Source organism: Nitrincola sp. (assembly GCF_048264025.1).
Lineage (GTDB): Bacteria > Pseudomonadota > Gammaproteobacteria > Pseudomonadales > Balneatricaceae > Nitrincola.
Map to the genome: position 1 here is coordinate 112,336 of NZ_JBLXDN010000003.1, position 22,553 is coordinate 134,888.

22 protein-coding genes are annotated in these 22,553 nt (G+C 50.4%); 15 read left to right on the forward strand and 7 right to left on the reverse strand.

Annotated features, from left to right (window positions below):
• From cysT to ACN0R1_RS04015, 3 genes are read left to right on the forward strand one after another with little or no spacing between them, the layout of a single operon-like run.
• Positions 1 to 858, forward strand: coding sequence for a sulfate/thiosulfate ABC transporter permease CysT (gene cysT / locus ACN0R1_RS04005; RefSeq protein ID WP_417580172.1), 858 nt, complete (start codon positions 1 to 3; stop codon positions 856 to 858).
• A gap of 4 nt (positions 859 to 862) precedes the next feature.
• On the forward strand, positions 863 to 1,720 hold the full coding sequence (cysW, locus tag ACN0R1_RS04010; protein WP_417580174.1) for a sulfate ABC transporter permease subunit CysW: 858 nt from the start codon (positions 863 to 865) through the stop codon (positions 1,718 to 1,720).
• Positions 1,717 to 2,865 (forward strand): sulfate/molybdate ABC transporter ATP-binding protein, encoded by a 1,149-nt coding sequence (locus tag ACN0R1_RS04015; protein WP_417580176.1) that lies wholly within the window; start codon positions 1,717 to 1,719, stop codon positions 2,863 to 2,865. Before cysW ends, ACN0R1_RS04015 begins: the two co-directional genes overlap by 4 nt.
• A 29-nt stretch (positions 2,866 to 2,894) precedes the next feature.
• Here the strand turns inward: ACN0R1_RS04015 and ACN0R1_RS04020 are convergent, their stop codons facing one another.
• The 4 genes from ACN0R1_RS04020 to dctP all read right to left on the reverse strand — a co-directional run bounded on the left by ACN0R1_RS04020 (position 2,895) and on the right by dctP (position 6,353).
• The gene (locus ACN0R1_RS04020) at positions 2,895 to 3,335 is read right to left on the reverse strand and encodes a universal stress protein (RefSeq protein WP_151055987.1); all 441 of its coding nucleotides are present in this window, start codon (positions 3,333 to 3,335) and stop codon (positions 2,895 to 2,897) included.
• Positions 3,336 to 3,349: 14 nt separating this feature from the next.
• Positions 3,350 to 4,633, reverse strand: coding sequence for a TRAP transporter large permease (locus ACN0R1_RS04025; protein WP_417580178.1), 1,284 nt, complete (start codon positions 4,631 to 4,633; stop codon positions 3,350 to 3,352).
• 23 nt (positions 4,634 to 4,656) lie between these two features.
• Positions 4,657 to 5,232 (reverse strand): TRAP transporter small permease, encoded by a 576-nt coding sequence (locus tag ACN0R1_RS04030; RefSeq protein ID WP_417580180.1) that lies wholly within the window; start codon positions 5,230 to 5,232, stop codon positions 4,657 to 4,659.
• A 95-nt stretch (positions 5,233 to 5,327) separates the two neighbouring features.
• Positions 5,328 to 6,353: a TRAP transporter substrate-binding protein DctP gene (gene dctP / locus ACN0R1_RS04035; protein WP_417580182.1), complete on the reverse strand. Its 1,026-nt coding sequence runs from the start codon at positions 6,351 to 6,353 to the stop codon at positions 5,328 to 5,330.
• Between the two features lie 266 nt (positions 6,354 to 6,619).
• Between dctP and ACN0R1_RS04040 the strand changes: the two genes are divergently transcribed.
• The 3 genes from ACN0R1_RS04040 to phaR all read left to right on the forward strand — a co-directional run bounded on the left by ACN0R1_RS04040 (position 6,620) and on the right by phaR (position 8,678).
• Positions 6,620 to 7,783 carry an MFS transporter gene (locus ACN0R1_RS04040; RefSeq protein ID WP_417580184.1) on the forward strand — a complete coding sequence of 388 codons (1,164 nt, stop codon included), beginning with the start codon at positions 6,620 to 6,622 and terminating at the stop codon, positions 7,781 to 7,783.
• Positions 7,784 to 7,846: 63 nt separating this feature from the next.
• On the forward strand, positions 7,847 to 8,110 hold the full coding sequence (locus ACN0R1_RS04045; protein WP_417580186.1) for a DUF6489 family protein: 264 nt from the start codon (positions 7,847 to 7,849) through the stop codon (positions 8,108 to 8,110).
• 7 nt (positions 8,111 to 8,117) lie between these two features.
• A complete protein-coding gene (gene phaR / locus ACN0R1_RS04050) occupies positions 8,118 to 8,678 on the forward strand; it encodes a polyhydroxyalkanoate synthesis repressor PhaR (protein WP_417580188.1) in 561 nt (186 codons plus the stop codon).
• Here phaR and phaC read toward each other — a convergent pair.
• From phaC to ACN0R1_RS04065, 3 genes are all read right to left on the reverse strand, one after another.
• Positions 8,675 to 9,754, reverse strand: a complete 1,080-nt coding sequence (phaC, locus tag ACN0R1_RS04055; RefSeq protein WP_417580190.1) for a class III poly(R)-hydroxyalkanoic acid synthase subunit PhaC — start codon at positions 9,752 to 9,754, stop codon at positions 8,675 to 8,677. The two genes, phaR and phaC, sit on opposite strands and share 4 nt — an antisense overlap.
• Complete coding sequence (locus tag ACN0R1_RS04060) at positions 9,751 to 10,665, reverse strand: poly(R)-hydroxyalkanoic acid synthase subunit PhaE (RefSeq protein ID WP_417580192.1); 915 nt, start codon at positions 10,663 to 10,665, stop codon at positions 9,751 to 9,753. The genes phaC and ACN0R1_RS04060 overlap by 4 nt, the downstream gene beginning before the upstream one ends.
• Positions 10,666 to 10,767: 102 nt before the next feature.
• Complete coding sequence (locus ACN0R1_RS04065; protein ID WP_151055973.1) at positions 10,768 to 11,646, reverse strand: LysR family transcriptional regulator; 879 nt, start codon at positions 11,644 to 11,646, stop codon at positions 10,768 to 10,770.
• A gap of 140 nt (positions 11,647 to 11,786) precedes the next feature.
• Here ACN0R1_RS04065 and leuC point away from each other — a divergent pair, with 140 nt between their 5' ends.
• The 9 genes from leuC to trpB all read left to right on the forward strand — a co-directional run bounded on the left by leuC (position 11,787) and on the right by trpB (position 22,542).
• Complete coding sequence (gene leuC, locus ACN0R1_RS04070; protein ID WP_417580194.1) at positions 11,787 to 13,208, forward strand: 3-isopropylmalate dehydratase large subunit; 1,422 nt, start codon at positions 11,787 to 11,789, stop codon at positions 13,206 to 13,208.
• Positions 13,209 to 13,222: 14 nt separating this feature from the next.
• Entirely contained in the window at positions 13,223 to 13,861 is a 639-nt protein-coding gene (gene leuD / locus ACN0R1_RS04075; protein ID WP_417580196.1) for a 3-isopropylmalate dehydratase small subunit, read from the forward strand.
• A gap of 32 nt (positions 13,862 to 13,893) precedes the next feature.
• Positions 13,894 to 14,973 (forward strand): 3-isopropylmalate dehydrogenase, encoded by a 1,080-nt coding sequence (gene leuB / locus ACN0R1_RS04080; protein WP_417580198.1) that lies wholly within the window; start codon positions 13,894 to 13,896, stop codon positions 14,971 to 14,973.
• Positions 14,974 to 15,053: 80 nt separating this feature from the next.
• Positions 15,054 to 16,172 carry an aspartate-semialdehyde dehydrogenase gene (asd, locus tag ACN0R1_RS04085; protein ID WP_417580200.1) on the forward strand — a complete coding sequence of 373 codons (1,119 nt, stop codon included), beginning with the start codon at positions 15,054 to 15,056 and terminating at the stop codon, positions 16,170 to 16,172.
• A 113-nt stretch (positions 16,173 to 16,285) separates the two neighbouring features.
• Positions 16,286 to 17,293 (forward strand): Asd/ArgC dimerization domain-containing protein, encoded by a 1,008-nt coding sequence (locus ACN0R1_RS04090; RefSeq protein ID WP_417580202.1) that lies wholly within the window; start codon positions 16,286 to 16,288, stop codon positions 17,291 to 17,293.
• A gap of 97 nt (positions 17,294 to 17,390) precedes the next feature.
• Positions 17,391 to 19,802, forward strand: a complete 2,412-nt coding sequence (locus ACN0R1_RS04095; protein WP_417580204.1) for a FimV/HubP family polar landmark protein — start codon at positions 17,391 to 17,393, stop codon at positions 19,800 to 19,802.
• A 12-nt stretch (positions 19,803 to 19,814) separates the two neighbouring features.
• Positions 19,815 to 20,657: a tRNA pseudouridine(38-40) synthase TruA gene (gene truA, locus ACN0R1_RS04100; RefSeq protein ID WP_417580206.1), complete on the forward strand. Its 843-nt coding sequence runs from the start codon at positions 19,815 to 19,817 to the stop codon at positions 20,655 to 20,657.
• A gap of 54 nt (positions 20,658 to 20,711) precedes the next feature.
• On the forward strand, positions 20,712 to 21,338 hold the full coding sequence (locus ACN0R1_RS04105) for a phosphoribosylanthranilate isomerase (RefSeq protein WP_417580208.1): 627 nt from the start codon (positions 20,712 to 20,714) through the stop codon (positions 21,336 to 21,338).
• Positions 21,322 to 22,542 carry a tryptophan synthase subunit beta gene (trpB, locus tag ACN0R1_RS04110; protein ID WP_417580210.1) on the forward strand — a complete coding sequence of 407 codons (1,221 nt, stop codon included), beginning with the start codon at positions 21,322 to 21,324 and terminating at the stop codon, positions 22,540 to 22,542. Before ACN0R1_RS04105 ends, trpB begins: the two co-directional genes overlap by 17 nt.
• The last annotated feature ends 11 nt before the right edge of the window (positions 22,543 to 22,553 follow it).

Below are 22,553 nucleotides of genomic sequence, written 5' to 3' on the forward strand. Positions count from 1 at the left end.
ATGTCTACGGCCACTACACCTTTTATCTCTTTGACTCCCGGTAAGCGCATCTTACCGGGGTTCGCGCTGAGTATGGGTATTTCATTACTGTTTATCAGTTTGGTATTGCTGTTACCCATTACCGGACTACTGGTGCAAACGGCGGGTATGTCCTGGCAAGAGTACTGGGCCGTGATTAGTGATCCACGGGTCGTGGCGTCTTACAAGGTAACTCTTTGGGCGGCATCCATTGCCTCATTGTTTAATGGTGTTGTCGGTCTGCTGTTGGCCTGGGTACTGGTGCGTTATGAATTTCCGGGCAAGCGAATCGTTGATGCGTTAATGGATCTTCCTTTCGCATTACCTACTGCTGTTGCCGGTATCACCTTATCAGCCTTGTTTGCTGAAAATGGCTGGTATGGCTCGATTCTGGCTGAAGCGGGTATCAAAGTAGCTTATACCCCGCTGGGTATCATAGTCGCCATGTCGTTTACCAGCTTGCCATTTGTGGTGCGCACGGTTCAGCCTGTGCTGGAAGATCTGGCTCCAGAGGATGAAGAGGCAGGTATTACCATTGGTGGCTCTGATTTAACGGTGTTTCGTCGGGTGGTGTTTCCAACGCTTTGGCCCGCTTTAATGACAGGTATTGCGCTGTCGTTTACACGTAGCCTGGGTGAGTTTGGGGCGGTGATCTTTATCGCCGGAAACATGCCTTATGTCAGCGAAATTACCAGTTTGATGATCTTTATTCGTCTGCAGGAGTTTGATTATGCGGCGGCCAGCGCGATAGCGTCTGTGGTGTTGCTGGCGTCATTAATCCTGTTGTTTATGATTAATATCTGGCAGGCGCACTATCTGCGCCGTATACACGGGCGATAGCTATATGCGTACAGCAACACATTTGCGAGTCGGTGATCACCCCTGGGTCAAATGGTCGTTGATCCTGCTGGCACTTAGTTTAGTGGCTTTGTTACTGGTGATTCCGCTGGTGGCTATTTTTGCTCAGGCATTTTCCGGCGGTTTAGAAACCTATGTTGCCAACCTGACTGACTATTATACCCTGAGAGCCATTGGCTTAACTCTGTTTGTTGCTGCATTGACCGTACCGATCAATCTGGTATTCGGGGTGTTTCTGGCCTGGTTAGTGACTCGGTTTGATTTCCCGGGGCGCAAGCTGCTGATCACGCTGATCGATATTCCGTTTGCGGTATCACCGGTGGTCGCAGGTTTGCTGTACCTGCTGTTGTACGGTTCCAATGGCTGGTTGGGTAGCTGGTTGATGGATAAAGACATTCAGCTAATGTTTTCCTGGCCGGGAATTCTGATGGTCACCGTGTTTGTGACCTGTCCTTTTGTTGCCAGAGAGCTGATTCCACTGATGCAGCAACAGGGTCGTGAAGAAGAAGAGGCGGGTGTGACACTGGGTGCATCCGGTTGGCAGTTGTTTCGTCGTGTGACCTTGCCAAATATCCAATGGGCATTGATTTACGGTGTGGTGTTGACCAACGCACGTGCTGTAGGTGAGTTTGGCGCCGTGTCTGTGGTGTCCGGCAATATTCGTGGGGAAACCAATACACTTCCCCTGCATGTAGAACTGTTGTACCAGGATTATAACGCCGTGGGTGCGTTTACCAGTGCGTCTCTGTTAGCCGGTATTGCCCTGTTGACCCTGGTTATAAAATCCTTTGTTGAGTGGCGTCAAGTGCGTCAGAGAGCATTGCTGAGTGAGGTGGAAGCATGAGTATCCGGGTTGATAATATCAGCAAGCGCTTTGGTAAATTTCAGGCGTTGGAACCCCTGTCTCTGGAGATTCCAGATGGTGAATTAATCGGTTTGCTAGGGCCCTCAGGCTCGGGCAAAACGACCTTGTTACGGATTATAGCGGGTCTGGAAACCGCCGATAGCGGTAATATCTATTTTCATGGCGATGACGTAACCCGTGTGCATGTGCGTGATCGTCGCGTTGGTTTTGTGTTTCAACACTATGCGCTGTTTCGTCATATGACGGTGGCTCAGAATATTGCGTTTGGTCTGGAAGTGATGCCTAAAGCGCGTCGTCCTGGTGCAGTTGAGATCAACAAGCGTGTAGCTGATCTGCTGGAAATGGTGCAACTGGGGCATCTCGCATCGCGTTATCCGGCGCAGTTGTCGGGTGGACAGAAACAGCGCGTGGCACTGGCCAGAGCGCTGGCTATGCAACCTCAGGTGCTGTTATTGGATGAGCCGTTTGGTGCCTTGGATGCAAAGGTACGCAAGGACCTGCGTCGCTGGTTGCGCAACCTGCATGACGAGCTGCATTTCACCAGTGTGTTTGTTACCCACGATCAGGAGGAAGCGCTGGAGCTGTCTGACAAAGTGGTCGTGATGAGTGCTGGTCGTATTGAGCAGGTGGATTCACCACAACAGCTTTATGCTCAGCCGGATAGTCGCTTTGTGCTGGGTTTTTTGGGGCACATTAATATACTGGAAGGACGTATCAAGTCCGCACGTATGCAGCAGGGTGCGGCCTGGATTGACCTGCCAACAGCGGTAGCTGATCTACCTGAAGCGCAGTTTTATCTGCGTCCTCATGAGGTACGTCTGCAGACTGAGCCGGCTTCTCATGCCCATTTGCCACTCAAGGTGAATGCGGTTAGCCTTATTGGTGCGGAAGTGCGGGTAGAGTTGCAAGCGGATGGCTGGAGTAGTCCTGAACCTTGGGAAGTGGGCATCAGCCATGCGCAATACAACAGCTGGCAGCCCATGCGTGGGGATCTGTGCTATGCCGTGCCGGATGTGGGCCATCTGTTTACCCCAGCGAGTACCGAGCCTAGCCTGGTTCACTGGGATAAAAAAAAAGGTTCACTGGCTGATGCTCCAGCGAACCTTCTGGCCAGAAGCGCCTGAGGTTAACCCTCAGGCAAGCCTGAACGGGGCTATACTACCAGCGTTGGGCACTTGGCCCGGCTGGCGACCCGTTCAGACACACTGCCCATCAGATAGCCTTCTATATCCCCATTAGTGCCGCGTGTTCCAACCACGATCAGGTCAACACCTTTTTCTTTGGCGAATTTGACAATGGTTTTTGATGGGCGTCCGCCTTTGACGAACGCCCGCACTTTGGTGGCACCCTTATCCTTGGCGTGCTGCTTGGCATGATTCGCCACCTCGGTAGCAAACTCCTTCAATGCTTCATCTGGAATTTGTACCTGGTCTGGTCGAACCATTGACAGGGATGCCTCAAACAGACTGTGGTGTTTGTATACACACAGCAGATAGATTTCTGCATCGGTGATTTTCTGTATTTCGACAGCTTTATCCAGTGCATTCAGCGCACCTTCTGAGCCATCTACGGCTACCAGTATTCTCTCAAACACAATGGCCTCCTTGGTTATCTAAAGGCAAGATCGCGCAGGAAGAGAGCAATCTGCGGAAAGTAAATAATCAGTATCGATGCCAATACCAACATGAATATAAAGGGTGGAGTGCCACGAATAACCTCCCAGTAAGGTCGCTTGAAAATGGCGATGGCGGTGAATATGTCACAACCAAACGGCGGTGTGGCTGAGCCTATGGCCACCATCAGTGTGATCAGTACACCGACCAGTACCGGGTCAAGGCCAGTTGAAGCTATGGCGGGTGCAAAGATTGGTGTCAGCACCAGGATGACCACAATCGGGTCAACGAACATGCAGGCAATAAAGAAGGCGATGGCGATGGCGAAGAGCACGCCAATCGGACCGGCTTCATTAATGCCTAGGCCGCCCAGGATGGCCTGAGGAATTTGCGCAAAGGAGATGATCCAGGAAAAACCGTTGCCTACAGCCACCAGAATGAACACCACAGCCGTAATCAGGCCAGTGGATTTGGCAATCTTGTAGATGTCCATTGCTTTCAATGATCTGAATACAATAAATTCAAGCACTACGGCATAGAGCACGCAGGCTGCTGCCGCCTCGGTCGGACTGAAAATACCACCATAGATACCGCCGACGATGATGACCGGAAAGCCTAGCGGCCACAGAGCTTCCTGGATAGATATCAAGCGTTCTTTCCAGGTGCATTTGGGTTCAGTTGGTACCTTGTGTATATAAGCGTAAGCGATACAGTAAGCCGAAAACATGGCCAGAATCAGCAGACCGGGCCCAACACCGGCGATAAACAGCTCGCCGATTGAGGTGCCGGAAATAACCCCATAAATGATCATGCCGATACTCGGGGGAATCAAAAAGGCGATATCACTGGAGTTGATGATCAGAGCCAGGGTAAAGGAGTCCTTATAACCGGCCTTAAGCAGCTTTGGACGCAAAGGAGAGCCCACCGCAACTACCGTTGCCTGTGTTGAGCCTGAAACGGCTCCAAATAGAGTGCAGGAGGCGGCTGTACTGACGGCAAGACCCCCTTTGATATGCCCAATAAAGGCCATGACCATGTTGATTAGTCGATTTGCTGATTGCCCTCGGGTCATGATATCAGCGGCAAGAATAAACATAGGCACAGCAATTAATGCGGTAGGACGAATCCCTCCCATCATCTGTTGAATCATGATGTTCATCTGGCCGAAGCCATCAAACGTCATATAAAAACCGACCAGAGCCGCCATAATCAGCGGGATCATCATCGGGAAGCCCAACAGCAACAGAATGATCATTGTTGCCAGCATATAAGTAATCATAACCTTATCCTTCTGTATGCTGTTTATACTTCAGTTTCAGTCTCTTCATAGCCATCGACGACATGCGTGGACAGGTAGACATCACGAGAAAAAATATTCTTAATACCGGTCAGGAAGTATTGGATCCCGGTGATGGTAAAGCCAACGGGTACCCATACATACATCAGGTAGAGGGGGATGCCCATGGTGGGTAATACCCGTCCGGTGCTGTAGATGCTTTCGATGTAGGTAACAGAGTAGTAACACAGAAAGAACATGACGGCGGATGTTACAAAGGAGATGATAATCATCAGGATTCGTCGGGCCGAGGTAGGCAGAGCATCATAAAGAGCAGACATGCGAATATGTCGACCGTGCCGGGCGGCATAGCCGATACCGGCAAAGGTAATCATTACAATCAGAATACGGTTTACTTCTTCGGAAAAAAACAGGCTTTCGCCAATTACAACGCGTCCGACAACATTGGCAACCGTGTTCAGTGCCATCAACAATACACCAACCGCCAGAATAATAGCTTCTACACGACTGATGCCTGAATCGATAACACCAAGAAAGCCGGGTAGGCCGGAGGTGTGGCTATCAGGAAGGTCTTCCTTCATGTGGGTATCCTCTTGCCGTGATCAGGCTGGCTGCCTGAGATAAAGGGAGCAGAGGGATGAGTAACTCCCTCTGCTCCAATTCACATGAAGTCGGATTATTGAGCTGTATAAGTCTCAAGATCCGCTTTGAATTGCTCCAGTAGTGCCTGTCCGCGCTCACCGGTCATTTCGATGAAGCGTTCTTCAACACGAGGGGCTGTGTCGATAAAGGCCTGGCGCTCTTCATCTGTCAGACGGGTTACCGTAACATCAGAGCTCGCTTCCAGAATTTTCTCCAGCATCTCCTCACTCAGGCCTGGTACGTATTCAGTGATGTAATCAAAGGCATGCTCAGAGGCATCGCGGACCAGTTGTTGATCATCAGCAGATAAACCATTGAAGAAGTCCTGGTTGGCCATCAGCGCTGTAGTGAACTGACCATGACCGGTAAAGATCAGGTTAGGAGACACTTCATACAGTCCACCGGACTGGATCCAGAAAATCGGGTTTTCCTGACCCTGGATAATGTTGGTTTGCAGGCCACCATAGACTTCACCCCAAGGCAGTGGCGTCGGTGTTGCACCGAAAGCACGATAAGTCTCGGACAACAGTGGGTTGGTCATGGTGCGGATATTCTTGCCGCGGAAGTCTTCAGGTGTGCGGACGGGGGTGTCAGCGGTGATCACCATTTCACCTTCCGGATACATCTTCAGCAATTCCAGGCCCTGCTCTGCATAGAGTTCAGGGAACATCTCGTTAATTGCTGTGCTGGTACGGAAGAAGTCGACAATATCTTCATCATTGACAGGCAAGAGGTAAGGGATAAAGAAGATTTGTGCTTCAGGGATCAAAGAGCCAGTGAACCCAGGAGACTGATTGACGAACTGCAGTATGCCCATCTGAGTCTGTTCCATGATGTCATCCGATTCACCCAGTTCACCAAAACGGAAAACCTGAACGGTATTATCGGAATTCTCTTCTATATATTCCTTGAACTTGTATGCAAAGACATCCTGCACATCACCTTCGAACTCTTCGTGAGCATAGCGCCAGTTGGCGGCTTCAGCTGCGGTACTGAAACCCACCATGCCGGTCATTAATACACCCGCAACAGCGGTACTCAGTATTTTTTTCAGGGTCATCATTTGTTCCTCTTTTGCTTTTTTTGGTGTGATCTCCGATCACGCTCAGAAGTGCTGTATTATCCTCATCTTAGAGAGTTGCTATTTTAGCGTGGCAAATCAGCGCCCAAACTGCAAGTTGCCTCGGGTTAAAGATAATAGAATGTGAGGAATAAATTTAGTTTTTTGTTTGTTAAGATATTGTTTTGTATGGTTTAATATTTTTTAATGTTTTTTATGTTATCAATTATTAAGGGTGTTAGCTCACATTGCTCGGGAAAACATGCATGAGCAAGTCATTTCCCTATGCCCGGCTGTCCGGGTTTTACCTGTTTTATTTTGCGCTGCTGGGTACGCTGGTACCCTACTGGAGTCTCTATCTGCAATCCTTTGGGCTGACTGCTCAGACTATTGGGCTGCTGATGGCCATGTTGCATCTTTCCCGCGTTGTCGCACCGAATATTTGGGGCTGGATCGCTGATAAAACCGGTCAGCGAATCCGTGTAGTGCGTTATGGAGCATTTTTAACCTGGGTGATTTTCATCGCTATTTTCTGGCAGACCTCTGCTTTGGGTATTGGTGTGGTCATGTTGTCGTTTAGTTTTTTCTGGAATGCTGTGCTGCCACAATTTGAAGTGCTGACATTGCAGCATCTTGGCGAATCTCGTGATCGTTACAGTCAGATACGTTTGTGGGGATCTGTCGGTTTCATTATGGCGGTTGTTGGCACGGGAGCATTACTGGATCTGGTGAGTATTCGCTGGTTACCGTTGGTCGCACTGCTGCTGATGATGCTTATCTGGTTCAATACTTTGCTGATTCCGGCGCCGCTGGAGCAATCCGCCCGTCAACAGGATCAACGTAGTTTGTGGAATATTGTCAAAACACCTCAGGTGTTGGTGTTCTTGCTGATTTTTTTCCTGGTGCAGTTCAGTCATGGCCCTTACTACACCTTCTATAGTGTTATGTTGCAGGATCTGGGATACAGTCGTAGCCGAATTGGTCAGCTATGGGCTGTGGGGGTGATTGCCGAGGTTTTGCTGTTCATGTTGATACCGCGGCTTTTTCAACGCTTTACCCTGCGGCACATTATGCTGTTAAGCTTGTTGCTCTGTTCGCTACGCTGGTTATTGATTGCACTTTACCCTGATCAGCTTGTATTGCTGTTGTTCGCGCAACTGCTGCATGCTGCTAGTTTTGGTAGTTTGCATGCGGTTGGTATCGCGCTGGTCTATCATTATTTCAGTCCTGCAACGCAGGGGCGAGGGCAGGCGTTGTTTGCCAGTGCCGGTTTTGGGGCGGGTGGAGCCTCAGGGGCAATGCTATCCGGTGTTTTCTGGGATGCGTGGGGTGGTCAGGGCACTTTTCTGGCGGCAGCGCTGATTAGTTTGCTGGCCGTGGCCATAGCACTGTGGTGGATATTTCCTGAGAAGGTCAAGCGGCTGGATTAGCATTAGGCAGTTGTTATATCCTAGGGACAGACAATACCTGCCAATCATCCATAGAGGTTAGCCATGAAGTTCAGTATTGATGTTGAAATGACACCGCAGGAACTCCGAGAAAGTCTCGGGCTACCGGATGTGTCTTCTCTTCATGAAGAGATGATCGGCACCATTCGCGAACGTATGCAACAGGGTGTCGAGGGCTATGACCCAGTCACGCTGTTCAAGCCGTTCATGACTTCTGGTATGGGAACGGTTGAAGGGTTCCAAAAGTTGATGTTCAGCTTAATGAATCAATATACACGTTCTACTAATAAAGATGGATCTGAGGAATAATAGATTAATGAGCACAAAACAGAAGACCAATGGCGTGCGTATTTTAAGAAAGTATACTAACCGTCGCTTGTATGACACGTCGCGTAGTTGTTACGTGACTTTGGAGGATGTTAAAGAGTTAGTGCTCAACACGGAGCCTTTCCAGGTGTTGGACTCCAAGTCAGGTCAGGATCTGACCCGAAATATTTTGATGCAAATTATCAGCGAGCAGGAAGCCGAAGGGCATGGCACGCTGTTGACGAATCAGGTGCTGCAGCAATTGATTCGTTTCTACGGTGATAGTATGCAGGGGATGATGAGCCAGTATCTGGAGCAAAGCATCGGTGCTTTTCTGGAGCATCAGGATCTGATTCGTGACCAGATGCAGAATATGATAGGGGCGGCTAATCCGCTGACGATGATGAACCGAATTGCTGACCAGAATCTGGCCATGTGGAAAATGTTCAGCCCGGGCGTTAATCCCGATGGTTCACCGATGCAAGCTCCGAAAAAACCAGATATAACAGCGACAGAAGCGGAAAAGTCCCGTAGTGCGACGAGTCGACGAGATGAGCCTAAACGTCGTTAAGTTTGCTCATCATCCAGATCTGATTGCAGCCAGTTGCTGATAGCGTCTATCAACTGGCTGCCAGTCTTACCACTGACAAACAGGCCTATGTGGCCGGTTTTTATCTCTTTTTCCCGGTATAGCTGACTGTTGGTTTTGCCCTTGAGCGCTTTTGATGATGACGGTGGTACCAGGTGATCATGAGTGGCATAAATATTCAGTAGTGGTTGTATGATTCGATTTAAATCAACGGGTTGTCCGCCAATCTTAAGATTGTTATTGATTAGCTTGTTCTGTTGAAAAAAATCCTTGATGAATTCACTGAAGGCTGTGCCTGCCTGGTCCGGGCTGTCGTAAATCCATTTTTCCATACTTAAAAACGCGCGTGCACTGGCCTCGTCACTGAGTGTGACGGGCAGGTCCAGGTTTTTTTGCAGCCCCAGGCGCATCGGCATGAGTGAATTGTAAGTTTCATTCAGCAGGGCGCCGGGAATATTGCCGTAGGTGCTTACGGCCAGGTCAGCATCCACATGTCGAGCCAGTTTGCTCAGGGTGAAGTCGTCGGTAGCAAAATCAACCGGGGTTACCAGGGTTATTAACCGTGCAATCTTGTGTGGATGCAAAGCTGTGTAGCAGAGGCTAAACGTGCCGCCCTGGCAGATCCCCATCAGATTGATGCGCTCTTGGCCTGCATGTTGGCTGGCTGCGTCGATACACTGGTCGAGGTAATGATTGATATAGTCGTCCAGATCCAGAAACCGGTCTGATGCATCAGGATACCCCCAGTCGACCAGGTAGACGCCTATGCCGCGTTGCAATAGTTTTTGCAGCATGGAGCGCTCTGGTGTCAGGTCAATCATGTAAGGCCGGTTAACCAAGGCATAGCAGATTACTATGGGAGGCAGGTTGGGCTGCACAATGGCAGGCTGATAATAGTTCAGCCGTACTTTGTCCAGTTGAAAGATTGTCTCAAAGGGAGTTTGTCCAGTTTCAACTGGTGGCATACGTTTTAGCAGTTGGTAGCTGTCTATCAGGTGCTGATTAAAGCTGATGATTTCTTCTTTCAGCTGTTTTGGGTCCAGCTTGATGCGGCTCATCGGCGTTCTCTTTGCAGGGTATCTATAGCGTTTTTAAGCTGATCTAATTCATCCCGGAGTCCGCTGGACTCCGCCTGTGAGCGTTCCAGGTACCGAAGCTGCTTACTCAGTCGATGTATCTTCTCAAATGCCAGGTTTAGTGAAGCTTCCGTGGCAATGCCGAAAAGTTTCAGTTGCTGGTTGCGCTGTTCTTGAAACCACAGCCGTAGCCGCATCAAGGTGTTGCTGATACGTCCATGAGCCAATTGGTAGTCGTCTGTTGCCAGTTGTTCTGCATAGCTGGCCTCATAGGCCTCTACCCAGAGTCGGTGTAGCGTCTTCAGGTTGCTGATGACCTCATTTTTGGCTTCGATCTGCTCTGACAGGCGGTTTAGTGCGCGGGTGTTAATCTGGGCATAATGAGCTGAATACTGTTGTAGGGCTTGCTGGTGCTCATTGATAAGGTGGCTTGAGTCACGCAGCGCTTTTTGTTGATTGAATGGCAGTTCTGTAGCCGAGGCTTCCAGAAGGCTGCGCATCCCCTTCATCCAGGGGTGATCCATAAACTGTTCATCGTTAAAGCTGTGGGTGCGCAGTAACGCCCCTAGCTGCTCTGGTAACTGCCAGCGTTTGATCACCCAGTCTTCGGACAGCCGGCTGATGTGTCGGTGAAAATCGGTGAAAAAGCTGGCCAGTTCAGGGGGGGTGTTCTGTTGGCCCTGAGAGACCAGGTGGCCGGCAAAGCGGGTAAACTCAACAGACTCCTGTGTCATCACAGCGAGAAGTTCCGCGTGCTGCTCCGGAAGGTGTTGCCAGCCGGTCTGCTGAAGCTGTTGCATCAGCTCAGTCCAATCGGGTAGCTCTGCACCTTCCACTTGGGTCGGGTACAGCTCAAGCCAGCGCCGGATCGTTGCTTGCAGGTCGTCTGTCACAAAAGGCTCCATCTGCCTGGCGGTGTTTTGAAGGGTGATAGTAATACAGCCAGCCTCTATTATGAAACAGCTACTGTGTATTATGAAGTAATCAATCTCAAGCTAATGTGTGTCAGCACACAGTCTGAGTAGAGCTACCATCTGCTGTGCTGCGTTAGAAAGCGTGCGGTCGCGGTGATAGATATACCCCAGCGGCCGGTGAACCGGTTCGGCTTCCAGATCCAGACGTTTTAACTGGCTGTCTATCATGGTTTCCGGCAGCAGGCTCCAGCCGAGTCCGATGGATACCATCATTTTGATCGTATCCAGATAATTGGTACTCATCCCCAGGTTAGGCTCCAATTGCCAGGCTGACATCTGTTGACGAACCAGTTGATGGGTAAAGGTATCCGGGCGTGGCAACAGGCCACTGTACGTATTTAACTCAGCCAGGGTGACGGAGGGTTTATCCGCCAGCGGATGTTGTGCTGATACTACATAAAAAAGGCGATCATCCCAGATTTGTACGCTACAGATGCGCGGATCGGCTTTTGGGGCCAGGGTAATCAGTGCCAGCTCGATATCACCTTTTAATACGCTCTCATAGGCGATTTCAGATTCATCAAAGCGTAAGTCCAACTCGACCAGCGGAAACTGCCGGGTGAAGGCTTTTAGTAGCGGAGGCAAGCGGTGCAAGCTGATATGATGGCTAGCCGCAAATGAGAGGCGGCCGGCTACCTGTAGGGTCAGATTGCTGACCAGTGTTTCAGCATCCTTAAGCGCCATGAGAATTTCATGGGCCTTGGGGAGGAGTTGCCGGCCGGCTTCAGTCAGGCTGATATGCCGTCCTATTCGGTCAAACAGGCGACAGTGCAGTTGCTGTTCCAGCAAGGCGATACGTTTGCTGATGGCCGACTGGGTCAGAAACAGACGATCAGCGGCTTCTGAAAAAGAACCTGCTTCGGCTACCATAACAAAAGCCTTCAGGCTGTGGGTGTCCATAGTGGCTTACTCAAGGCTGAAAAAAATCATTGTATTCCTTTTTGGAATGGAATGAATAAAAAATATGAATTTGTTTATTGTGTTGGACTCTTTTACCATGCTGTCTATTAGATAAAAAAACCTGTCCGGAGATTAACGCTATGACTGGCAAAACCCTGTATGACAAATTGTGGGATGATCACCTCGTAAGTGAAAATACGGATGGTAGCGCCTTGTTGTATATCGACCGTCACTTGCTGCATGAGGTGACCTCACCTCAGGCGTTTGAAGGCTTGCGTCTGGCTGGGCGTAAGCCCTGGCGCCTCGATACCAATTTGGCAACACCAGATCATAACGTCCAGACAACTGATCGCTCAGGTGGTGTTGAGTCAATTGTTGATCCGATCTCACGTATTCAGGTGAAAACCCTGGATGAGAATTGTGACAGTTTTGGTATTACCGAATTTAAAATGAACGATCCGAGACAGGGTATCGTGCATGTAGTCGGGCCAGAGCAGGGCGCTACTCTGCCCGGCATGACGGTGGTCTGTGGGGATTCACACACGGCCACGCACGGTGCTTTTGCAGCCTTGGCGCATGGCATAGGCACTTCCGAAGTTGAGCATGTACTGGCCACTCAGTGTCTGATTGCTAAAAAAATGAAAAATATGCTGGTGCGTGTCAATGGCAGTTTGGGCCAGGGCGTTACCGCTAAAGATGTGGTGTTGCATATTATTGGTGTTATCGGCACAGCGGGTGGTACAGGCTACGCGATAGAGTTTGGTGGTGAGGCGATTCGTGGCATTTCCATGGAAGGTCGCATGACTATCTGTAACATGGCCATTGAAGCGGGCGCGCGAGTGGGTTTGATCGCGGTCGATGACATTACTGTGGATTATATTAAAGGCCGCCCGTTTGCACCCAAAGACGCGCATTGGCCGATGGCGGTTGATGCCTGGCGTAATCTGGTGTCTGATGCGGATGCTGTGTTTGATCAGATAGTTGAAATTCAGGCGGCTGATATTGAGCCACAGGTTACCTGGGGTACATCACCAGAGATGGTGGCCTCTGTGCGTGCCTTGGTGCCGGATCCAGCCAGTATGAGCGATCCAGTCAAGCGCGAAGGCACGGAACGCGCCTTGCACTACATGGGCTTGAAGGCCAATCAAAAAATTACCGATATTCAATTGGATCGGGTGTTTATCGGCTCCTGCACCAATTCGCGTATCGAAGATCTGCGAGAAGCGGCGGCGGTGGTTAAAGGCAAAAAAGTGGCGGCAACTCTGAAGCAGGCCTTGGTCGTTCCCGGTTCCGGTCTGGTGAAATTGCAGGCTGAACAAGAGGGTTTGGACCAGGTATTTATTGAGGCTGGATTAGAGTGGCGTGAGCCTGGTTGTTCTATGTGTCTGGCGATGAACCCGGATAAATTGGGTGCAGGTGAGCATTGCGCATCAACGTCCAACCGTAACTTTGAAGGCCGTCAGGGCTTCGGAGGGCGTACCCATCTGGTGAGTCCGGCCATGGCTGCGGCGGCGGCGATTGCCGGTCATTTTGTTGATATCCGTGAATTCATGAGCGCCTGAGCAGGAGAAAGAAGATGAAAAAATTTACTGTACATCAGGGTATCGTGGCGCCGCTTGATCGTGCCAATGTCGATACGGATATGATTATTCCAAAACAGTTTCTTAAATCTATCAAGCGCTCAGGTTTCGGCCCGAACCTGTTTGATGAGTTACGCTATCTGGATGAAGGGCAGCCGGATCAGGATTGCAGTCAACGTCCGCTGAATCCGGATTTTGTGCTAAATAAACCCCGTTATCAGGGCTGCAGTATTTTGCTGGCACGCAAGAATTTTGGCTGTGGTTCCAGTCGTGAACATGCGCCCTGGGCGCTGGAGGATTTTGGTATTCGTGCCATTATTACGCCAAGCTACGCTGATATATTCTTCAATAATAGTTTTAAAAACGGGCTGTTACCGATAATTCTGGATAAATCACTTGTTGATGAGCTGTTTGATGAAGTGACAGCCAGTGAGGGGTATCAGTTGGAAATAGATCTGGAAAATCAGCGGGTGATCAAGCCCAATGGTGATACGTTACCCTTTGAGATAGATGCGTTTCGTAAACACTGCCTGTTGAACGGTCTGGATGATATAGGCCTGACGCTGGAGCAAGGTGAAGCCATCGCCGCCTATGAGAAAAAGCGTCGTGAATCGGCCCCCTGGTTATTCGCTTAACAAAGTAATTAATTGATTCAAGGTGTTGTTATATGTCAAAAAAAATATTGATATTGCCCGGTGATGGTATTGGCCCGGAGATTGTTGCTGAAGCTCGTAAAGTTTTAGAGAAGGTTAATGAGCAGCTTTCTTTAGGGTTGGTGTTAACTGAGGCGCTGGTGGGTGGTGCGGCAATTGATGCCACCGGCGTACCCTTGCCAGAAGAGACGCTGGCAGCCGCACGTGAGGCTGATGCTATTTTGCTGGGTGCTGTCGGTGGCCCTCAGTGGGATACCAATCCGGACTTCCAGATACGTCCTGAAAAGGGCTTGCTGGGTATTCGTTCTCAGTTAGGCCTGTTTGGTAATCTGCGCCCAGCCATTCTGTATCCGCAATTGGCGCATGCGTCCACACTGAAGCCTGAAGTGGTTTCAGGTCTGGATATTCTGATTGTGCGTGAACTGACCGGCGGTATCTATTTTGGTCAGCCGCGCGGCTATCGCACCAAGGAAAATGGCGTGCGCGAAGGCTATAACACTTATGTGTATGATGAGAATGAAATACGCCGCATCGGCCGTGTAGCCTTTGAAGCCGCTCGTGCGCGTAATAAAAAGCTCTGTTCAGTCGATAAAGCCAATGTACTGGAAGTGACTGTGCTTTGGCGCGAGGTGATGAACGAGCTGGCGGCCGACTATCCGGATGTAGAGCTCAGCCATATGTATGTTGATAATGCCGCCATGCAGCTGGTGCGCGCACCTAAGCAGTTTGATGTGGTGGTCACCGGTAATATGTTCGGCGATATTTTGTCGGATGCCGCCGCCATGCTGACCGGCTCCATAGGCATGCTGCCATCGGCCTCTTTGGATGCCAACAACAAGGGTATGTATGAGCCTTGCCATGGTTCTGCACCGGATATTGCCGGTCAGGGCATTGCAAACCCGTTGGCAACCATTCTCTCAGCCGCTATGATGTTACGTTACTCTCTTGATTCAGCTGCAGCGGCCGATAAAATCGAGGCGGCCGTGAGTAAGGTACTGGATCAGTCGTTGCGTACCGCTGATATTATGTCAGAAGGTATGACGCGAGTAAGTACCTCTGAGATGGGTGATGCCGTAGTGGCCGCGCTGAGCTGATCAGGTAGTTCAATGGAGGCGTTTTAACTGACGCCTTCGGTTATTCTGTTGTTTTTTAATTTATGATATTGGGGGCACGAATGAGACGTGTAGGGTTTGTTGGCTGGCGTGGTATGGTCGGTTCAGTACTGATGCAAAGAATGCTGGAAGAGCGGGATTTCGATCATATCGCTGAGCCTGTGTTCTTCACCACATCCCAGGCTGGAAAGCCTGGACCGGATATCGGCAAAGCTATTCCTACCCTCAAAGATGCCCATGATATTACCGAGTTGCAGCAGATGGATGCGATCATCTCCTGCCAGGGCGGGGATTACACCACTGAGGTCTATGCCAAGCTGCGTGCGGCGGGCTGGAAAGGCTACTGGATAGATGCGGCTTCTACGTTGCGTATGGCCGATGACAGCATCATCGTGCTTGATCCGGTGAATCAGAACGTCATAGAGCAAGGGCTAGCTAAAGGCATTAAAACCTATGTTGGTGGTAACTGTACCGTTTCCCTGATGCTAATGGGTCTGGGCGGGCTGTTTCGCGAAAACCTGGTTGAGTGGGTCAGCTCCATGACTTATCAGGCGGCGTCTGGCGCTGGCGCACAGAATATGCGTGAGCTAATCAGTCAGATGGGGCAGATTAAGTCTTCAGTTAGTGCGGAGTTGGCTGATCCGGCTTCTGCTATTCTGGATATTGACCGTAAGGTGGTCGAGGTCATGCGCAGCAATGCCTTTAAAACCGATAATTTCGGTGTGCCTTTGGCTGGTTCGTTGATTCCCTGGATCGATAAGGCTGTTGAAGCTGGACAGAGCAAAGAAGAATGGAAAGGTTTTGTCGAGACCAATAAAATTCTGGGTCGTTCAGATAATCCGATTGCCATCGATGGTACCTGCGTTCGTATTGGTGCTATGCGTTGCCATAGCCAGGCCTTTACCATCAAACTGAAGCAGAATGTACCCCTGGATGAGGTAGAGTCCATCATCGCTTCGGCGAATGACTGGGTTAAAGTGGTGCCGAATGAACGTGAAGTGACCATGCGTGAGCTCAGCCCTACCCAGGTGACTGGTACCTTGAGTGTGCCCGTTGGGCGTCTGCGTAAGATGAAAATGGGTCCGGACTTCCTGAATGCCTTCAGTGTCGGTGATCAGTTGCTTTGGGGGGCGGCCGAGCCGTTGCGTCGTATGCTGAGAATTCTGATGCAGCATCAGTAAGCTTTTCAGGTATGATATCCAGCCCGGCGCCGCAAGGTCTGTCGGGCTGTTTTGTTTCAGATGGCGGGTTATATAGGTCATGCTGTGCGTTTTAACCGGAGATGAGTACGTCTATGTCAGTTGTTGTTGCGGTAACCGGTGTCTCTACCCTGTTGGGTGAGAACCTGCTTGAAATTCTTGAAAGTCGGGCCTTCCCCGTCGCGCGTCTGTTGCTTACTGATCCTGGTGAGGTCAAGGGGCGCAGTGTGATGTTTTCGGGTCATGCAACCCGTGTGGTTTCAGCCGAAACAGCTGATTTTTCTGGCGTTGAACTGGTGTTTAATTGTCAGCCTGGCGCCTTGCCTACTCAATTTTCAGTCAATGAGTTGGATGAAAATGTCTGTGTCATAGATCTTTGCCCGGAGATTGATGTTGCACAAACCGCCGCCTGTGTCGTTCCCGAGGTTAACCCAGAGCTAATCAAGTCAGGTGCGTGCGGCGGCTACTATGTTTCACCTCTGCCCGCTGTTGTGGCGGCATCTGCCGTGTTGGCCTCATTACATAAGCGCTTCAAACTATTGCGTCTGAATGTCATCAGTCTGAGCTCCGTGGCCGAAGCGGGTAAAAAAGGTGTTGAAGCTCTGGCATCAGAAACAGCCAAGTTGCTGAATGGTCGAGATGCCGAAGCCAGCTTCTTCGGTCAGCAGATTGCATTTAACCTGTTGCCTTTAACTGGGCAGGTGGCGGCGTCTGGTGCTACAGACAGTGAAACGCAAATCGTCACGCAATTGCAGCGAGTGCTGGGTGATGATCAGTTAGAGGTAGCTGTCAGTAGTCTGCAATTACCACTTTTTTATGGTCAAAATGTCGTTTTACATGCGGAGTGTCAATTTCCTGTTGATATAAATGAGGCACAATCATTATTGCGTCAAGCGCCGGGAGTGAGCTGTGTTGCTGATCAGATATGTTCAGCAGTAGCCGATGCCGCAGGTAAGGACGAAGTGTTTGTGTCGCGGCTGAGAGTTGAGCCGGATAATGATTGTGGAGTAATGCTGTTTGCCGTTACAGATAGTATGCGCAAGGGCGGTGCACTCAATGCGATACAGATTGCCGAGCAGGTGTTTACTCAGCTTGACCATTGAAGGGGTTATACATAATACTTGGTATACTTATTTTGGATAAGCAACTTCCTGTTTTGCTGGGACAATCAGTAAAGTTGCGGATCAAGAGGGAAAACAGATGCTGCGTAAACTTGCCTTAAGCCTCGCGATAGCCGGGGTGCTTGGAGTACCTAATGCAAATGCCTTGGGGCTTGGTGAGATAAATATAAGCTCGGCGCTGAATGAGCCGCTCAACGCAGAGATCCGGCTAATGCAGGTGAGGGATCTCTCACCTTTGCAAATACAGCCGCGCATGGCCGACGCGGATGAGTTTTCCATTGCAGGGCTCAGCAAGTCTCGTTTTCTTAATGATGTACGCTTCCAGGTCCAGGTCTCACCGGATGGGGCTGGCGTCATTCGTATGACATCGACAGAGCCTGTCAGGGAGCCATTCCTCAATTTTCTGGTTGAGGTGAATTGGCCTAATGGGCGTCTGGTTCGAGAATATACTGTATTGCTTGATCCACCCTTATTTGATCCTGCACCCGTGCGGGGACAGGTACAGCCAGCTGTCTCTTCTGCTCCAGTAGCCGTTGCACCAGCGACCACGTCGGCCAGACCTTCGCCAGAGCCTCGTGCATTACCAACAACAGCTAATCAGGTACATGTGGGCGCCAATGATACTTTATGGGTGCTTGCAAATCGTCATCGACCAGATAGCTCCATTACCCCGCAGCAGATGATGATCGCCTTGCAGCGCCATAACCCGCAAACCTTCCCGACAGCTAACATTAATATAATGCGTGCCGGAACGGTTATGGACATACCTTCGGTTGAGCAAATTCGCGCACTCTCTCCGGCTGAAGCAACGGCCGAGGTGGCTCGTCAAACTGAGGCTTGGCGACAAGGTCGGAGTCAGCCTGCGGCTCCACAACCTGCGTCAGAACCTGAAACAACCACTCCAGAAGCTAGTGAAGAAAGTCAGGATGAGGTTGAGGCTGAAACGGAGGTGGCTACTGAGGCTGAGGCTGAGGCCTTGGCAGAAACAGCCGAGGCGCTTGTCGATGTAGAACTACGTATTGTAACACCAGAATCTGAGGTTGCAGATACAGAGCAAGAATCACCAGTGGCCGGGGACATGGCTTCACGTGATGAGGTCATGCTTAGCTCAGAAGTTGCTGACGGCTTGTTACAGCGCAGTGAAGATCTGGATAGCCGCTTGATGGTTACGCAGGAGACTGTTGACAAGATTGAGCGAGAAAACCGCGATTTGAATGAAAAACTGGATGCAATCCAGGAACAGCTGATATTGATGCAGCGTATGCTGGAACTCAAAGAGCAACAAATTGCAGCTATGCAGACTGTTGAACCAGAGCCTCCGACTGAAAAAGGGCTGGTGGACAAGTTAACAAGTTTGCCGGTAGTGGGTGGTCTGGTGGCGGCATTGGTGGCGGCATTGTTGGCATTATTGCTGTCAAGACGGCGTCGTGACACAACGCCTAAGCCATTATTTACCGCACCGGAGGGCGTGTCAGGTGATAAAGCCGCTGTTGCGGCGGCGGGGGTTGCTGTGGCCGCTACCGTGGCTGCCGAGGAAAAACAGGTCGAGCAACCTGTAGCTGAAAAAGCAGCTGAGGCTTCTGTATCTGCTGACACAACAGATGATTTCTCCGATCTTGACCTGGATCTTGACCTGGATCTTGAGCTTAATGAAGACGATGACACTCGCGTAGTTGATGAAGAGTATGATCTGTCGGCTGAAAATGACTTTGATGATCTCCTGGGGGAAACTGAGCTAGGCGATGAGCCTGCAGTAGAAGAGCTCGACGTAGAAGAGAGTCAATCTGACGCTGAACCGGTTGTCGGCGAGGACGAAGATGAGCTGCTGGATGATTTACTTAATTATGAAGAACCAGAGCTTAAAACTGATAGCGTCGAGCCGACTGAAGACCATAGTGAAGATGAGCTTGGGTCCCTCGACGATCTGTTGATGAGTGACGAAGCTGGTGCTGATGAAGATCTGATTGAGGATGAGCCTGAAGCACCGGTCCGAGATGATAGTGATGAGCTCGACTTTATACTGAATGAGCCTGAAAAAGCCGATTCAGCAGAAGCTGAGGTTGAGGCTGAGTCCACGGCTGATGATGATCTTGATTCTCTGCTGGGATCTATGGAAATTGAAGATATTGAAGTGGATGCAGCCGCAGCAGAGGTTAAAACACCGGGTGAGACGGTTGAGGATGAGTTAACAGCTAACATCGCTCATGATCTGGAGACAGGTCTGGATGATGAGCTTGAGGATTTGTTGAGCAGCACAGACGATGATATTGCTTTGGAGGAATATCAGTCTACTGATGAAGCTATCGATATGCTTGATGGTCTCAATCTGCTTGATGGTGCTGACGAGAATGAAACCAAGCTGGATCTGGCGCGGGCTTATCTGGAAATGGATGATGCTGAGGGTGCGCGTGAAATCCTGGGTGAAATTCTCGGTGAAGGTAATGATAAGCAAAAAGAAGAAGCACAGAAGTTGCTGGATAGTCTGAGTTGAGATATTGAATAAATGTTGGAAAACCCACCTTTATCAGGGGCGACAGATGTCGCCCCTTATCGTTATGTTGCTGCTGTCGAGTATTCAGGTGCGGCTTACCATGGCTGGCAAAAACAACCTCATGACCCTGTTCCCTGTATTCAGGGCAAAGTGGAGAGTGCGTTATCCCGTGTAGCAAATCACCCTGTCGATGTGATCTGTGCCGGACGCACGGATGCCGGCGTTAGTGCCTGTTATCAAGTAATTCATTTTGATACGCAGGTTCAGCGACCTGAGCGTGCCTGGGTAATGGGGGGGAACACCTACCTGCCTGAGGATATCGCGTTGCTTTGGGTTAAGCCCGTCAGTTCAGATTTTCATGCGCGCTTTTCAGCACAGGCAAGACGCTATCGCTATATTATTTATTCTGCAGCCATTAAACCCGGTGTGCTGGCGAAAGGCATTACCTGGACTTGGAAATCTCTGGATGAAGTTAAAATGCAGCAAGCGGCTGAGGCGCTGGTGGGCGAGCATGATTTCACTTCCTACCGAGCGGTGGCTTGTCAGGCGAAAAATCCGGTGCGTCAGGTGCAGCATCTTAAAGTATATCGGCAAGGGCAGTTGCTGATTATCGATATTAAGGCCAATGCGTTTTTACATCACATGGTGCGTAATATTGCCGGGGTTTTGATGAAAATTGGCGCCGGTGAAGCGCCGGTAGGTTGGGCACAGGATGTATTGGATGCGCGTGATCGTCGTCAGGGTGGAGTGACCGCATCCCCCTTCGGACTGTATTTTGTCGATGTAGACTATCCGGCTGAGTTTTTATTGCCCCAAGCCGAACCAGGTCCTTTTTTCCTGTCTTCAGCAGACTGACGCCGCCAGCTGGCTCTGTTATCATAGACTGCTTGGCGACTGCTTGGAGCGGCTATGCGGACACGAATTAAAATTTGCGGAATCACCCGGCTGAAAGATGCGAGTTATGCGGCATCGCTGGGTGTTGATGCATTGGGCTTTGTATTTTATCCCCCCAGCCCCCGAAATATATCGGCCGCGCAAGCGGCTGAAATCATAGCGCAACTACCTGCTTTCGTAACGTCGACTGCTCTGTTTGTAGATGCAGAGCGTACCGATATAGACAACGTCCTGACCCTGACCGGAATCGATCTGCTGCAGTTTCACGGCGACGAAGATCCGGCATTTTGTGAAAGCTTCAACCGACCCTATATCAAAGCACTACGTGTTAAGGAAGATACCGACATAGTGGCCGAAATGGCGCGTTATCCCAGCGCAAGAGGCATTCTGCTGGATGCCTATGTGCCCGGGCTTCCGGGTGGAACCGGTATGACTTTTGACTGGCAGCGTATTCCTGCCGAGCTGCAGCAGCGTATTGTGCTGGCAGGCGGGTTGCAGCCGGATAATGTAGCGGCTGCCATTCAACAGGTTCGTCCACTGGCAGTGGATGTGAGTGGTGGTGTTGAAGCGGCCAAGGGGATCAAAGATAGCGAAAAAATCAGACGCTTTATTAACGAGGTGAACCGTGTCAATTCAAACTGATCAGTCTGCAAAGCAGACCTACCCTGATGCTCGTGGACACTTTGGCCCTTACGGAGGGCGTTTTGTATCTGAAACTCTGATCGGCGCTCTGGAAGAGCTGGAAGGGGTGTATGAAAAGCTCTGGGCTGATCCGGCGTTTAAAGCTGAGTTTGACAGGGATCTGGCACAGTATGTTGGCCGTCCATCGCCTCTGTATCATGCTGAGCGTCTCTCTCGCGAAGTTGGTGGCGCGCAGATATATCTGAAGCGCGAAGATTTGAACCATACCGGCGCACACAAGGTGAATAACACCATTGGTCAGGCATTGCTGGCCAAGTTTATGGGCAAGCCACGTGTGATTGCTGAAACCGGTGCAGGTCAGCACGGGGTTGCCTCTGCAACCGTTGCAGCCCGCCTTGGACTGGAGTGTAAAGTCTATATGGGCGCTGATGATATCAAGCGTCAGGCATTGAATGTCTACCGTATGCGCCTGTTAGGCGCTGAAGTGATTCCGGTCACATCCGGTACACGCACCCTGAAAGATGCCATGAATGAAGCTATGCGTGATTGGGTCACTAATGTAGACAACACCTTCTACATCATCGGCACGGCAGCGGGTCCACACCCTTATCCAAAACTGGTGCGTGATTTTCAGTGCGTCATTGGTCGCGAAGCACGTAGTCAGTGTCTGGAGCAAACAGGTCGTTTGCCGGATGTGATTATTGCCTGTGTTGGTGGTGGTTCTAATGCAATCGGTCTGTTTCACCCCTTTATCGAAGATACTTCAGTGCGCATGATCGGTGTAGAGGCTGGAGGATATGGCCTGGCTACCGGTCAGCATGCGGCACCGCTAAGCGATGGTCGCCCGGGTGTGCTGCACGGAATGCGTACTTATTTGATGGAAGATGATGCGGGCCAGATTCTGCCGACGCATTCGGTATCGGCAGGCCTTGATTATCCAGGTGTCGGGCCTGAGCATGCCTGGTTAAAGGACACAGGCCGTGCCGAATATGTGGCAATCGATGACAACGAAGCACTGGATGCCTTTCGCACTCTGACCCAGGTTGAGGGTATAATGCCAGCCTTGGAAAGCAGTCATGCTATTGCTTATGCGATGAAGCTTGCCAAAACCCTGGACAAGGACCAGAACATTATTGTTAATCTGTCTGGCAGGGGTGATAAGGATATTCATACCGTTGCCGAGCTGGATGGCATAACGATCTGACAGGATACTGG

Bases quoted from the DNA above. Each gene is read 5' to 3' on its own strand.
- cysT (WP_417580172.1), top strand. From the start codon at position 1: ATGTCTACGGCCACTACACCTTTTATCTCTTTGACTCCCGGTAAGCGC.
- cysW (WP_417580174.1), top strand. From the start codon at position 863: ATGCGTACAGCAACACATTTGCGAGTCGGTGATCACCCCTGGGTCAAA.
- ACN0R1_RS04015 (WP_417580176.1), top strand. From the start codon at position 1,717: ATGAGTATCCGGGTTGATAATATCAGCAAGCGCTTTGGTAAATTTCAG.
- ACN0R1_RS04025 (WP_417580178.1), bottom strand. From the start codon at position 4,633: ATGATTACTTATATGCTGGCAACAATGATCATTCTGTTGCTGTTGGGC.
- ACN0R1_RS04030 (WP_417580180.1), bottom strand. From the start codon at position 5,232: ATGAAGGAAGACCTTCCTGATAGCCACACCTCCGGCCTACCCGGCTTT.
- dctP (WP_417580182.1), bottom strand. From the start codon at position 6,353: ATGACCCTGAAAAAAATACTGAGTACCGCTGTTGCGGGTGTATTAATG.
- ACN0R1_RS04040 (WP_417580184.1), top strand. From the start codon at position 6,620: ATGAGCAAGTCATTTCCCTATGCCCGGCTGTCCGGGTTTTACCTGTTT.
- ACN0R1_RS04045 (WP_417580186.1), top strand. From the start codon at position 7,847: ATGAAGTTCAGTATTGATGTTGAAATGACACCGCAGGAACTCCGAGAA.
- phaR (WP_417580188.1), top strand. From the start codon at position 8,118: ATGAGCACAAAACAGAAGACCAATGGCGTGCGTATTTTAAGAAAGTAT.
- phaC (WP_417580190.1), bottom strand. From the start codon at position 9,754: ATGAGCCGCATCAAGCTGGACCCAAAACAGCTGAAAGAAGAAATCATC.
- ACN0R1_RS04065 (WP_151055973.1), bottom strand. From the start codon at position 11,646: ATGGACACCCACAGCCTGAAGGCTTTTGTTATGGTAGCCGAAGCAGGT.
- leuC (WP_417580194.1), top strand. From the start codon at position 11,787: ATGACTGGCAAAACCCTGTATGACAAATTGTGGGATGATCACCTCGTA.
- leuD (WP_417580196.1), top strand. From the start codon at position 13,223: ATGAAAAAATTTACTGTACATCAGGGTATCGTGGCGCCGCTTGATCGT.
- leuB (WP_417580198.1), top strand. From the start codon at position 13,894: ATGTCAAAAAAAATATTGATATTGCCCGGTGATGGTATTGGCCCGGAG.
- asd (WP_417580200.1), top strand. From the start codon at position 15,054: ATGAGACGTGTAGGGTTTGTTGGCTGGCGTGGTATGGTCGGTTCAGTA.
- ACN0R1_RS04090 (WP_417580202.1), top strand. From the start codon at position 16,286: ATGTCAGTTGTTGTTGCGGTAACCGGTGTCTCTACCCTGTTGGGTGAG.
- ACN0R1_RS04095 (WP_417580204.1), top strand. From the start codon at position 17,391: ATGCTGCGTAAACTTGCCTTAAGCCTCGCGATAGCCGGGGTGCTTGGA.
- truA (WP_417580206.1), top strand. From the start codon at position 19,815: ATGTTGGAAAACCCACCTTTATCAGGGGCGACAGATGTCGCCCCTTAT.
- ACN0R1_RS04105 (WP_417580208.1), top strand. From the start codon at position 20,712: ATGCGGACACGAATTAAAATTTGCGGAATCACCCGGCTGAAAGATGCG.